At 46.0% G+C, this 13,263-nt stretch carries 13 protein-coding genes; 4 read left to right on the top strand and 9 right to left on the bottom strand.

Translation table 11 applies throughout. The features are described 5' to 3' along the window. Positions 1-51: 51 nt before the first annotated feature. Genes KDW03_RS05300 through KDW03_RS05285 form a run of 4 tightly spaced genes read left to right on the top strand, consistent with a single transcriptional unit; the run spans position 52 to position 2,888 of the window. Positions 52-597 (top strand): DUF1858 domain-containing protein, encoded by a 546-nt coding sequence (locus KDW03_RS05300; protein WP_271436347.1) that lies wholly within the window; start codon positions 52-54, stop codon positions 595-597. A gap of 1 nt (position 598) precedes the next feature. Continuing rightward, positions 599-1,387: a DUF438 domain-containing protein gene (locus KDW03_RS05295; protein WP_271436346.1), complete on the top strand. Its 789-nt coding sequence runs from the start codon at positions 599-601 to the stop codon at positions 1,385-1,387. Between the two features lie 29 nt (positions 1,388-1,416). Beyond that, positions 1,417-1,824 (top strand): PAS domain-containing protein, encoded by a 408-nt coding sequence (locus KDW03_RS05290; protein ID WP_271436345.1) that lies wholly within the window; start codon positions 1,417-1,419, stop codon positions 1,822-1,824. Between the two features lie 11 nt (positions 1,825-1,835). Beyond that, positions 1,836-2,888, top strand: a complete 1,053-nt coding sequence (locus KDW03_RS05285; RefSeq protein ID WP_271436344.1) for a 2-hydroxyacid dehydrogenase — start codon at positions 1,836-1,838, stop codon at positions 2,886-2,888. Positions 2,889-3,113: 225 nt separating this feature from the next. On the opposite strand, the gene KDW03_RS05280 is transcribed toward KDW03_RS05285, so the two are convergent. The 9 genes from KDW03_RS05280 to KDW03_RS05240 form a co-directional block, all read right to left on the bottom strand. Further along, positions 3,114-5,177, bottom strand: a complete 2,064-nt coding sequence (locus KDW03_RS05280; RefSeq protein ID WP_271436343.1) for a glycoside hydrolase family 13 protein — start codon at positions 5,175-5,177, stop codon at positions 3,114-3,116. Then, positions 5,174-7,756, bottom strand: coding sequence for a TIM-barrel domain-containing protein (locus KDW03_RS05275; RefSeq protein WP_271436342.1), 2,583 nt, complete (start codon positions 7,754-7,756; stop codon positions 5,174-5,176). Before KDW03_RS05275 ends, KDW03_RS05280 begins: the two co-directional genes overlap by 4 nt. 34 nt (positions 7,757-7,790) lie before the next feature. Beyond that, positions 7,791-8,843, bottom strand: a complete 1,053-nt coding sequence (locus tag KDW03_RS05270; RefSeq protein ID WP_271436341.1) for a LacI family DNA-binding transcriptional regulator — start codon at positions 8,841-8,843, stop codon at positions 7,791-7,793. A 75-nt stretch (positions 8,844-8,918) separates the two neighbouring features. Next, a complete protein-coding gene (ruvX, locus tag KDW03_RS05265; protein ID WP_271436340.1) occupies positions 8,919-9,320 on the bottom strand; it encodes a Holliday junction resolvase RuvX in 402 nt (133 codons plus the stop codon). Beyond that, the gene (gene lpxB, locus KDW03_RS05260) at positions 9,293-10,441 is read right to left on the bottom strand and encodes a lipid-A-disaccharide synthase (RefSeq protein ID WP_271436339.1); all 1,149 of its coding nucleotides are present in this window, start codon (positions 10,439-10,441) and stop codon (positions 9,293-9,295) included. The genes ruvX and lpxB overlap by 28 nt, the downstream gene beginning before the upstream one ends. Next, positions 10,428-11,210: an acyl-ACP--UDP-N-acetylglucosamine O-acyltransferase gene (gene lpxA / locus KDW03_RS05255; protein ID WP_271436338.1), complete on the bottom strand. Its 783-nt coding sequence runs from the start codon at positions 11,208-11,210 to the stop codon at positions 10,428-10,430. Before lpxA ends, lpxB begins: the two co-directional genes overlap by 14 nt. Further along, complete coding sequence (locus KDW03_RS05250; RefSeq protein WP_271436337.1) at positions 11,207-11,713, bottom strand: STAS domain-containing protein; 507 nt, start codon at positions 11,711-11,713, stop codon at positions 11,207-11,209. Before KDW03_RS05250 ends, lpxA begins: the two co-directional genes overlap by 4 nt. Before the next feature lie 27 nt (positions 11,714-11,740). Continuing rightward, entirely contained in the window at positions 11,741-12,169 is a 429-nt protein-coding gene (locus tag KDW03_RS05245) for a bactofilin family protein (protein WP_271436336.1), read from the bottom strand. A gap of 23 nt (positions 12,170-12,192) precedes the next feature. Beyond that, positions 12,193-13,236, bottom strand: a complete 1,044-nt coding sequence (locus KDW03_RS05240) for a M23 family metallopeptidase (protein WP_271436335.1) — start codon at positions 13,234-13,236, stop codon at positions 12,193-12,195. Positions 13,237-13,263 lie beyond the last annotated feature (27 nt).

Genomic DNA, 13,263 nt, shown 5'->3' with positions numbered 1-13,263 from the left:
TATACTCCAATAAAGTATACTATAATAGTAGGATTAAAGGAGGGAAAATCCATGGAAAAAAAACTCATTACCGCCGACGATACAATTTTTGATATTGTCAGCCGCTATCCAGAGGTCAAAAAACGGCTCCTTGAGCTTTCGCCAAGGTACGAAAACCTCAATAATCCTGTAATATTCAACACGGTTGCTCGTCTCACCACTGTGCGCAAGGCTGCTGCCGTTGGTAACATATATCTCCGGGAGATGCTCTATCAACTCAATGACGCCATCGGCTTAGGAGAAGCCTATCTCGAAGAAGAAAAAAGGGCCACTGCCGGACTCTCACTCGGATTTCCTATGCCCGAGTCCCCACAAGAAAAACCATCCTGGTGGGAAAAAAGACAACAATTTACCCTGCTCGATGTACGGGAAAAACCCCATCCGTTCCAGGAGATCACGACGGCAGCAGAAAAGCTTCAACCCGGAGAAGGGTTGTTAGTATTTCAGGGCTTTGTTCCCTATCCTCTGATAGAATACCTCAAAACAAAGGGATTTGAGATATTCTATGAAACCGAAAAAGCTCAGGTAACCATAGGAATCTACAAAAAGGAGGCATAATATGAGAGGTATAGAACTCACGCCAAAACAACAGGAAACAAAAGAACAGATCAAAATCATGATGCGGGGACTCAAAGCTACTACATCTCAGGAGGAGCTTGCAAAAACAAAGAGAGAATTTCAAACTCTCCTCGACCAGGCTGATCCTCTCGTGATTGCGTTCGCCGAACAGGAGCTCGCTTCTGAAGGAATGAGTATGGAAGAATTTCTCCAGGTCTGTGATATTCATCTGGAACTTTTCCGTGAAAAGGTACAGAATCCAGATTTGAAAGTCCCCGACGATCACCCCATCGCACGTTTTCAACAGGATCACCGCATTATTCTCCAATGGATGGACAAACTTCGAGAGTCTATCAAAGAGATAGCCAATTATGACACCTGGGAGGAAGTAAAAACCAAACTCCCCGGTGTAAAAGATCTTCTCACCAAACTGATGGAAGCAGAAAACCACAATATCCGCCAGGAGAGTGCCCTTTTTCCGGCATTGGAGCAAAAGGGTATAGAGAAACCTCCAGCCATCATGTGGCAGGAACACACCGAGATGCGTCAGGACAAGAAAGCTCTTCTCAAGCTTTTTGAACAGGCAGAAAAGGTCGATTTTGCCCTCTGGGTAAATCAAATGTATCAGCTTTCGATGCGCCTCTATGAAAAGTTTCTCCTCCATACCCAGAAAGAACAAAATATTCTCTACAAAGTAGCCCTTGAGGTTCTTTCACAACAAGACTGGATAAATGTCAAAGAGGCAACAGAAGAAGTCGGTTTTTTTGAAATTTCCGATAGAAATGTTTAAACTATTCATAAAACACAAAGGAGGAAAATATGAATCTTCACGAACTACCAATTGAGACTATAGAGGCTATTATGGATGCGCTTCCTGTTGATGTCTCGTTTGTAGATGCCGAGGATAGGGTTATGTTTTTCAATACTCCCAGGGAAGGAAGGATATTTCCCCGAACAAAGATGGACCTTCATCGAAAAGTGCAAAATTGCCATCCCCCAAAAAGTCTCCCTCTTGTGGAAAAGATTCTTCAGGGTTTTCGTGATGGAAGCAAAAAGGAGGCTCGTTTCTGGATAGATCTCCATGGACGGAAAATTTTGATCGAGTATTTTCCCGTCAAAAGTGCTGATGGAACATACCTGGGAACGCTCGAGGTAACCCGCGATATCACCGACATCCAGAAGCTTGAAGGAGAAAGACGCTTGCTCGATGAAGAGAATTTTAAATAAAAGGAGTACCTATGGGTTTTAAGATCGCGTTTTTTGACTCCAAACCTTACGACATGGAGAGTTTTGATCGATTTAATCAGGAGTATGGTTTTGAACTTCGCTACTTCAAGGAAAAGCTCTCTGACGACACCGTCTTTATGGCAAAGGGATATGACGCGGTTTGTCTGTTTGTTAACGATGAGGTAACAAGCTACGTTGTGGACCAACTTATAGCTATGGGAGTCAAAATCATCGCCATGCGTTGTGCCGGTTACAACAATGTCGACCTCAAAGCGGCTTACAGCCGTATCCATGTTGTGCGTGTTCCAGCCTATTCCCCCTACGCGGTGGCCGAACATGCTCTAGCCTTGATGATGACACTGAATAGAAAGATCCACAAAGCGTATACCCGTGTGCTGGACAAAAACTTTACCATCCAGGGGCTTATGGGTTTTGATATGCATGGCAAAACCGTAGGTGTGATTGGGACAGGACAGATCGGTCAAATTATGATCCAGATTCTCAAGGGATTGGGAATGCGAGTATTAGCCTATGATGCCTTTCCCCGTCCTGAAATGGCTCAAAATCTTGGATTTGTCTATGTAGACTTAGATACCTTGTATCGTGAGTCGGACATCATCACCCTTCACTGTCCACTTCTTCCTTCAACGGAGTACATGATTAATCATGAGGCTATCAGCAAGATGAAAGATGGGGTGATGATCATCAATACCAGCCGCGGAAAGCTCATCGATACGAAGGCACTCATTGAGGGACTCAAGAGCCGTAAGGTGGGGTATGCAGGTCTTGATGTATACGAAGAGGAAGGCGATTACTTCTTTGAAGATTATTCCACAGAGGTTCTTGATGATGATGTGCTGGCAAGACTTCTCACATTCAACAATGTTATTGTCACCTCTCACCAGGCATTTTTTACCCGGGAAGCTATAGATAACATCGCCAGAACAACGCTTCAAAACATTCAAGATTTCATCGATGACAAACCTCTTACAAACGAGATATGTTATCGCTGTGGACAGGATCCCTCATCCTGCCAGAAAGTAAAGACAGGAAAGTGTTTTTAAAACTTCAGGCATCATGATGGTGCCTGAAGTTTCCTTAAATGTCGCCTATTTCCGATTTCCGATGAAAAAACCTGTTTCAGTCTGATCAGAAAAATGCTTTCCCTGTAAAAAGAGTTTTTATGTCTCTTTTTTAAAAGCCTCTCCTCCTGAGATCAGAAAAACCTCCAACATCCCTGCCAAACCAAAAATCATCCCCCATGCTTGCATAAACAGGGGGGATGTTGGCTATTTTTTTACCAGATACCGAAACTCACCAGGAGCAAGCGAAAGTTCCCCACCAAGCACAAGATTCGTACGAACAAGCGGATCCTCAAAATTCCCTGTAAGTTCTCTACAAGCAATAACGTGCACGTTGTCTCCATTATTCAGAGCAAAGTAAAAAAGACTCGATCCAAGACGCCTCTCAAATACCAGGGCGTGCCTGTTGGTATACACATACGAAAGACTCCCCTGGGAAAGTACGGGAAGCTCATGACGAAGTTTTCCAAGTTTTTTGAAAAATCCTATCATCTCCTCATCACCATACGGTGCCCCGGTGTCCTTCCAGGGATAAGGCCCACGATTAAAGGGATCTCCTCCTCCCGTCATCCCAATCTCATCTCCATAGTAGATGGTAGGTGCCCCGGGAAAAGCAAATTGAAACGCTACCACCATCTGAAAACGTTTCTTGAAGTTTTCATACCCTGCCTGTCCATAACGCTTGTACCCAAGCTCATACAACATACGGGGAAGATCATGACTCGAGATGAGATTCATCAGCCGAGAAAAAACTTGAGGGGGATAATTTTCCCGCATCATCTCAAGTGTTTCAAGAGGACTGATAACATTAGATCCGTTCCCGAGGTCAATCATCGCCGAACGGAAAAGATAGTTCATCGTAGAATCATACATATCGCCCAAAAAGTAAAACGAAGCATCAAACCACACCTCAGCAATGGTAAAAGCCTCCGGATCGGTTTCTTTCACCGCCTTACGCCACTCTCGCCAGAAATTATCCGACTTCCATGGCGTAACGTCCATACGCCAGCCACTCGCCCCCTCACGCAGCCAGTAGCGAGTTACCGAGTTTGTGCCGCGATAGGCAAACTCCTTGTAACTATCCACCTCCTGAAGGGTTGCCAAGGTTGGATTTGCCCACTGATCATAAGCATCATCGGCTTTTTTGAAGTTTGGCCGGAAGGAAAACCACTCATAATACGGAGAACTCTTTTGTATCTTTTCATTCTCAAAAGCCCCCAGCGTGGGGTATTTTCCATAGCGATCCATATAAACAGAATCCGATCCACAATGGTTGAGGGATGTGTCCAGAATAATACGAATACCCCGTTTTTTTGCTTCAGCCACCAGTCTCCTAAATGTTGTCAGATCCCCAAAGGCAGGATCAATCTTCATGTAATCAGCGGTATCATACTTGTGGTTCGATGGAGCCTCAAAAATAGGATTAATGTAAATCACCGTCACCCCAAGCTCAGCAAGATAATCCAGCTTCTCAATAATACCCTCCAGATCTCCACCATAAAAGTCGTTACAAAACTCATTATCGTCGCCACTGTTTCTGTCAGCTGGTCCTGGTACCCAAGGATAGGGATCCCACCAGTTCGTATGAAACTCTATCGGTTTTCGATCGTAGAAGAGTCTTTTTCCCACGATAGGATCATTTTTGGGATTGCCGTTACGAAAACGATCCGGAAAAATATAGTAGATCACCATGTTTGATGTCCAGGAGGGCATCGTAAACCCCTTCGCGTACACTGTGAGCGTATAAGGCAGAGGATACCGATCACCCTGAATACGCCCTATGCCGCCCGTTCCCTGTACCGAGTTGTAGGAAACATTCACCTGCCGACGGTTGTTTGCATAAACCAGAATATCCCTTTCATTTCTCACCAACCGAAAAGCATACCCATACACCATAGGTTTTTCCGGTGTGTACGTAATCTCCCAGATATCCAGCCCATTTGTTGTCATGAGAAGCTTCATAGGCAGATTCGTGATCGATTTGATCATCTTTTTCCCACCTGTTCCACTCTTCTCCTGACGATAGAGGAGAAACTGTACCTCACGGACATCTCCCCTTTTCACCTGGATACGGAAACGAACAGGAGTATTCTCCTCTACCGCACCAAAGGGAGACTTAAAAAAACTCTCTCGAGAGTTAAAGTACACCTTTGAGACATCGATAGATGTTTTCAGATCGCTCTCAAACTCAATACCAGATTGAGGTGTGGGCCTCGAAAAACATCCGACAAACCCAAACACCACCATCAACCACAACCATACACGTTTCATCTCTTTCCTCCTTTATAAAAAATGTTCAGGACAAAGTCCTGGTAGAGATTCTCTTTCCCTATCGGGATAACTAAGGTATTGTTGGTAAAGACAAACGAGACCCTTTTGTTTTCAAGTTCTACGGAAGCAGGCTCTCGAGCCGGCTGGATAACAATCCAGCGGATGGGAAGAGAAGATCCACCACGACCTGACAATACGTTCCCCGTAAGCGTTGCACCTGCTTCTGTCTCTTCCCACCGGTACAAGATATATTTCATCTGTCCCTGCCGGTACGCTTGAGAAACCCCATCATCCCAGAAAAGCTCTCCCCCCCCTGAGCCACCACCAACTACCCAGAGAGCCAGCTCCTCAAGATCTGCTGTCGAACGAATCCTTGTATCAGATGTCTGGAGTACCTCTGCCAGAGGTTTTCCCTCCATTAAGGCAGTTTGAGGTAAATTGGCAAGAGGAATCACACTTCCTACACGAACCAGCACCGGTATATTCTCAAGTGTAACCTCCCAGGTAAACGAAGAACGGTACGCCCTTAGAGAACTCCATTCCACAAAAATCCCTTCCGGGAGCTCTTGCCGAATCTCTTTTTGGCCTTTCTCCAGGACAGGAAATACCACCACGTCTCTCCCGACCAGAAAGCCCTCGTCAGAGAGAGGCCCTCCCTCCCACAAAAGTGGGCGCACCAGCGGAAGTCCTGTCAAAGAGGCTTGATAGGCAAGTGTATACCACAAAGGGATCATCCTGTAGCGGACAAAGAGATACCTTCGCACAATGTCCTCTGCTCGCTCTCCAAAAGCCCAGGGCTCCTGTGGCGCCGTTCCCTGTTCAGTATGGTTCCTCACGAGAGGAAGAAAAACGCCCATCTGCATCCAGCGGATGAAAAGCTCCTCCGAAGGTGTGCCCGTATATCCCCCTATATCAGCCCCCGCCAACCCAACTCCACTGAGTCCCAGATTCAGGACCATGGAGAGATTCAACTTCAGGTGATCCCATGAAGCACTGTTGTCTCCCGTCCAGACAAAGGCATACCGCTGGATACCAGCAAAGCCTGCCCTCGAGAGAACAAACGGCCGTCTCTGGGGAACAAGCCTCTCCAGCCCCTCGTACGTTGCCTGAGCCATGGTAAGCCCATATACATTATGCACCCTCGAATGTGGGCTTATCCTTCCAAAATCATCGTGGAGTGCTGTTCTCTCCAGACTCCCATCAGGGCCATTAAAAACAGACGGTTCATTCATATCATTCCAGAAACCGTCAAAACCCATCCTCACAAAATCCCGATAGAGATTTCCCCACCATTCTCGTGCTCTCGGCAGCGTATAATCAGGAAACACGCAAATTCCAGGCCACACAGTACCCTGGGCATACATCCCATTTGTCCTTTTGACAAACACATCTGCCTTGATTCCCGTTTCATAAGGCATATACCCCTTGCGAATAGCTATACCTGGATCGATAATAGTAACCACTTTGAATCCCAACTGATGAAGATCGCGCAAAAGTCTCTCCGGATCGGAAAACCGATTGGTATCATAGGTAAAGCTTCTTCTCCCGTCCATAAAATCTATATCAAGGTATATCACATCCGCAGGCAAATTTTTTACCCGAAAATTGGTGGCAATCTCCATGACCCGCCTGTCAGGAAAGTAACTAAAACGAGATTGCTGGTAGCCAAATGCCCAGAGGGGAGGCAAAGCAGGCTTGCCGGTAAGGGAGGTATACGCTTGAATCACGCCTGCCGGATGTCTATCTTCCCAGAGATAAACAATAGTCTCCCCTTCCAGAGCCCCCATTCCCAGTATTCTGCTATCTTTCGCCCCAAGATCCCAAAACGATTGCGCAGGATTGTCAAGAAAAACCCCCACCGTAGAACCAGGCTCCCACAAAAGAACAAAAGGTACAGACAGATACAAAGGATCTGTACCCCGCTGATACTTATAGGTGTCCCGATTATAAAAAGTAAGAGACTGCCCCCTCAGGTTAAGAGAAGACGGTTTTTCCGCAAGACCCAGAACAGCCCGCCCATCCAGTCCAAAGGTAAGACAAAAACTTTCTCCTCGCCTGCGAAAACCTCCTTTCTGCACAAGAATATCCTTTGTCCCCTTTGTCCATCTGATCCTTGCCTCTCTCTTAGCTACCAAAAGCCTCTCTCCTCCCCGAATAAAACTCACCGTATCCCTCGTCTCTTCTACCATCACATTGGTAACAAATCGCCCTCCTACCACAGCATACGAGGGACGATGCTCCATAGGCCGATACGTAAGCCATGAGAGTTGCCAACCCGTCCCCTCGAGAGCACGAACAACAAGCGATACCCGTTCAAACTTCATCTCCCATCCATCCCCATACCTCTCCATTTTTTCAAAACGCCCGGTCGTTTGAGAAAAATTCTGTCCCCAGAACTCCGCGGGAAGCATCATCCTTTTCGATGACACAAACCTCTCCGAACGTATATCCTCAGCACATCCCGCTAAAAGCCCAAACACCATAACCCAAAAACCAAACACCAAAAACAAGTCTTTCCTCATCCCAATCCACATGCTCCATGATTTAGTTAAACGTTTAACCAAATGCCTTTTCTCCATTTTTTTCTCCTTTCTTCTTTTTTTTTAGAAACGTTTAACGATGCCCAGATATGCTTGCCACCGACTGACGTATCACCAAATCGACAGGGAGAACCGTCTCCGGGTGATATTTCCCCTGATAGAAATCCTCAATCACCTGGACACAGGTTTCCCCTCGACCAACAATATCCTGACGAATCGTCGTCAACTCAGGTTCTACCAGTGAAGAAACCACCAGATCATCAAATCCCACCACGGAGAGATCTGCTGGAATCTTTCTTCCCACTCTGACACAAGCCTTGATGATCCCAATAGCCAGAATATCTGCAACACACACCACTGCGGTAGGGGTCTGGGAAGGCTTAAAAGTAGCTATTTTTTTACCGATTCGCATCCCTCCTTCCAGTGAAACCTCATCGACAAAAATCATCGTCTCATCAAACGGAATGCCACTGGCCTCCAGCGCTTTCTGGTACCCCATCAAACGAATCGCATTCACACGTGAGAGTGTGTACTCTCCTGTGGCAAAACCAATCCTTCTGTGTCCCTGGGAAACCAGATAAGCAACTGCCTGTCTCGTCCCATCTTCGTCATCGATAAGCACCCGAGCCTGAACTGGCGCCTCAGTATGATCGAGTCCTACCAGCACGGTATCCAGTTTCATTTCGCGTTTCTCTGCAAGTTGCACAAGCTCTCTTGCTATCCCCGAGGTAAAAAGTACCACACCATCCAGCTGGTATCCCACAATCCATTCAAACACCGCCTCAGGAACGGACATAGCCGTCGTTAAAACATCGTAATCGTACTCCCAGGCTTTTGAATAGACTCCGGAGAGAAACTCGGTATAAAAGGGATTATCACGCAAAAGATTTTTCGAAGAGGCAGAGGGAGGAAGGGGAGGGAGAACCACCCCTATCGTATAGGAACGCTTCCTGGCAAGCTTCCTTGCCATACGATTGGGGATATAGCCAAGCTTTTTAATCGCCGCCTCAATCCGTTGTGCTGTATCATCAGAAAACTTTGAGTCGCGCTTATTGAGATAGTGCGAAACCGTGACATAAGAGGTCTTCGCCTCCCGGGCAATATCCTTAATCGTTACCCGCTTCATGACCACCTCTGGTTAAACGTTTAACCATAGTATAACGAGCGCCAAAAATCCTGTCAAGTGGTGGGGAAAAAATTTTTACCTCCGGCTATCCAGATACTCCCAGAGAATCTGCGTTGCCGCAAGACTATCGCGATCCTCTCGAGGACAGCGCTTCTTTTTTCCTTTGACACGGAGATAACTCTCCGCTTTCTGCGAAGAAAAAGACTCATCCTGAAATTCAACAGGCAGACTAATATGCTTCTTAAGCTCTAAGACAAACTCATTGACCATCCGCGTAGCCGTGCCGTAATAATCCGATGCCACATAACCTACAACAATCAGATCCACTCCTTCGTTTTTGCAAAGAGTGACAATCTTTGCCCAGAGGAATGAATCCCGCTGGAGAGAACCCCACGGTGAGGCAAGAATTCTCAAGGGATCAGAGAGAGCCAGTCCTATCTTTTTGGTTCCTACATCGATGGCGAGGATTCGTCCCATAATCCAAAAACCGATAGGATGTGTGAGGCAAGTTTGTCGTGCCCACCTTCTACAAGCAGCAGCCTCCACAACGCATCGTAAGCCTCATCATAACGTTTCTTCTCTTCGTCTGAAAGAGACAAGAAAAACTCAATCCACTTAAGAATATTGCGATGATTCCAGTCCTTCTGCAAAAGTTCAGGAAAAAGTTTTTGATGAAGGAGAATATTCGGCATCCCGATGAGTTTCTCCTTGAGTAACAGATGGCCGATAAGATACGACAGTGGGGAAATACGGTATCCTAGAATCACTGGCTTACGAAAGAGCGCCGCTTCGAGGGTAATCGTTCCAGAAGAAGCTACCACAACAGTCGACTGAAAGAGAACCGCCCTCGCATCATAGGAAAACTCTACTCGCTTCGTCAAACCATGATTAACCACCTGCTCGCGTATCATTTGTTCGTAGTCAGGGTGAGAAAGGGCAAGACACACCCTCCACTCCTGAGGCATATTCTTCACCGCAAGAAGCATCTCAGAAAGAAGATTTTCTATCTCCTGATACCGGCTCCCCGGGAAAAGCCCTATCATTACCGTTTTCTGTTCAGGATGACCACTCTGAGCAAGAAAAAGCCTGATCTCCTCTGCCAGGGGATGCCCATAGTAATCAACGTGGTTTCCGTACTCGCGATAGACCTTTGCATCTTCCGGAAAACTCACAAACAGATGCTTACACCACTCCATGAGTTTGGGGGCATTCCAGCGTCCCCAGATAGACACGTGGGGTGGCATATAGTACACACAGGGAATACCCTTCTCATAACAAAACCTGGCCAGGGGAATATTAAAACCCTGATTGTCCACCAGCACCACCCCATCAACAGGATGCGAATTTAGATACGCCGTAGCCCTCTCGTAGGATTTTTTCTTCCTCTCATAAAAACGAAGAGAATCGGTAAGCCCCACCGTACTAAAAAGAGAAACATCTCCATCAATAAGTTCCATGCCCTCAAGGGCCATAAACCGCCCACCGAGCCCTACGACTTCCCCCTGAGGAAGACGTTCTTTAAGAGCCTTGATCAACCGTGCGGCATGAATATCACCCGAAACCTCCCCCGCAGAAAAGAAAAGCCTATTCACTGGCACTGATAATCCCCCGTTTCTCTGCCTTTTCAACAAACTCGACAAAATGCGCCACAAGCGGATCTGTTTCCATTGCTTTCATCTTGGCTATGGCTTCACGAAGCGATATCCCACTATAGAGAATACGGTAAAGCTCCTTGAGCATCGTACGCTGCTCCTGCGTAAAGCCCCGACGACGGAGTCCCACCACATTGAGTCCATGAGCCATCGCAGGAGAACCATCACAGAGCACGTATGGTGGCACATCCTGAACAACCTTGGTAAGACCACCTACCATCACATACGCACCAATCCGACAATGCTGATGCACGGCAGAATTTCCAGAGAGAAAAGCAAAATCCTCCACTTCGACGTAGCCAGCCAAAAGACACCCATTAGCAAGCACCACATTCTTCCCGAGCTTTACATTGTGCGCAACATGAGAATTTGCCATCAAGAAACAATTATCGCCTACAATCGTTTTTTCCCCTTCCGCGCCACGAACAGGGGTATGAACCGTCACATACTCCCGTAAAACACAATTCTCTCCAATCTCAACAAGACCAGGAGTCCCATCAAATGAATAATCCTGGGGAGGAGTGCCAATAGCAGCTCCTGCGTAGATCTTTGTATTTTTCCCGATCGTGACCCAACCCGTCAGATGCACAAAAGGCCCAATCTCACAACCATCACCTACGGTGATCTTTCCATCAAGAACAGCATAAGGATGAATCATCACATCCTTTCCTAAAACAACCTCGGGTCCTATAACAGCAGTAGGATGAATACTCATTTTTCAAACCTTTCAAGTTCTTTCTTAAGCATCTCTTCTACCAAACGAAAACGGCGACGATTCTGAGGATTTATTTCCATCAGATCTTGATGGGACTGGAGCAAAATACGAATAGACTCCTCTGTTTTCTCAAGCCGCTGTGCCATCTCTTCTGTATATTCCACATTCTTAAGTTGATCATCTACCTTCATAGGCAAAAGATCCTCAAGCCCCATCGTTCCAAAAATCTCTATAACCTTTGCAGAAGGATTGAGAATAAAGAGTTCACCTCTTTTTTCTTTTTTCATTTTTTTCTGCAGGGAAACAATAACACCAATAAATGAACTGTCTAGATACTGAGCTTCAGAAAGGTCAAAATACAAAGCCTTGAGTTCATTCTTATCAAGCTTCATCGAGAAGGTTTCAAACAACTCCGTCGAATACTCAAGCGTACCCCTTCCAATCACCTTGACTACATACACATACCTGTCTACAACACCAACATACACCTTAGAACTTTCCATAACTATCTACCCCTTTATCGTCAAAACTTAAAAATCATCCATTGAAATCTTTGGAGTATTTTTCACTTGCCGGGTAAAGATCTCCTCGAGCTGCTGCTCTGGCAGAATATTACCTTTCCCCGTAAAGCACATGCCCTCTTCCAGTTGACAACGTTTCGTGTACATATCTCCCACAAGCTTCCCTGTTGAGAGAATGTCCACTCGCTCCAGAGCATACACTGTTCCCTTGACCTTGCCTCCGATGCGAACCTTTCGAGCATAGATATCTCCCTTGATACGTCCGTGTTGTCCCACCACTACCACACCATATCCACGAATAACCCCACAATAATCGCCATCTATGCGCAAAAGTCCATCCGAACGCATCTCTCCCGAAAAGCAGTTATCCCTTCCTATAACGGAATTGCTTTGTTCATCATTCACACTTCCAGAAAGCACTATTTCTTCATTTGCCATACGAACTCCTCGTTAAAAAACTCTTATTCCAGCATCGTTGCATAAGGAAGTGGATTCACTGTCTCTCCCCCTATACGCACTTCATAGTGGAGATGGTATCCTGTCGACTTCCCTGTCGTTCCCACATACCCTATCACCTGTCCCTGTTTCACCTGAGCACCAGGGTAGATACCCGGGCCAAAGCGCATCATATGAGCATACCGTGTAGAAATACCATACTTATGCTGAATCTCTACTACAAGCCCATACCCACCATGATATTCAGCCATTCTCACCGTACCATCAGCTGCCGCCAGAATCGGTGTACCAGGAATCACTGCCAAATCGATACCCGGATGATTCTCTATTTTCCACTTATAGACAGGATCCACTCGAGGCCCATACTTCGAGGTAAGACGTCCACGCATCTGAAGTGGATAACGGGACGGCATTTCACGAAGAAGCCTCTTATGATCTATAACATATTTCCCCAACCGCTTTACATTCTCCCGTATCACATCAAGCTCAAATTGCATCTGTTCAAGATTTTTCACCCCTTTTGCCACCGAAGACTTGGATTCTTCTTTAATTTCAATAGGATCCAACTGCTGCAGATTTTTTTCACTGGAAACCCCACTGATGACGGTACCTATATCACTCTTAAAATTATAAAAACGCTCAGACAGAGACTCTATACTGGATTTGTATTCTGAAATTTGTGTGCGATTATGATTGTCAAGTTGGCGAAGAATCACCACCTGTTTATTTGCCTGCGCGTTTTCTGAAATGGTGTACATGGAGGTGATAACCATAGCAACCAGCAAAACTGTAGTAAAAAACAAAAAATAGTTCGAAATATGAATATTAATGGTCTTCTTTTCACTATGAGGTACCACCATGATCGTCAAACGCTGAGAACCCTTTTCATGAATTTTTGTAAAGAGAAGCCTGAGTTGTCGTCCAACCTCAGACCAGAAAAGATACCACCCTTCTTTAAACTTTTGCCAACCCGATTTATGGTACATACTGGTATTGCGTTCTCTAATAACCTGAATATTTCGAGTATCCTTTCGTCGGTAGGTAGCCATAAATCCTCCTTTCTTCTTATGGGAGTT

Origin of the sequence: Thermospira aquatica (assembly GCF_023525255.1) — a bacterium.
Classification (GTDB): domain Bacteria; phylum Spirochaetota; class Brevinematia; order Brevinematales; family Thermospiraceae; genus Thermospira; species Thermospira aquatica.
Note: the sequence above shows the minus strand (reverse complement) of the source record. Positions and strands in the feature narration are given on the sequence as shown.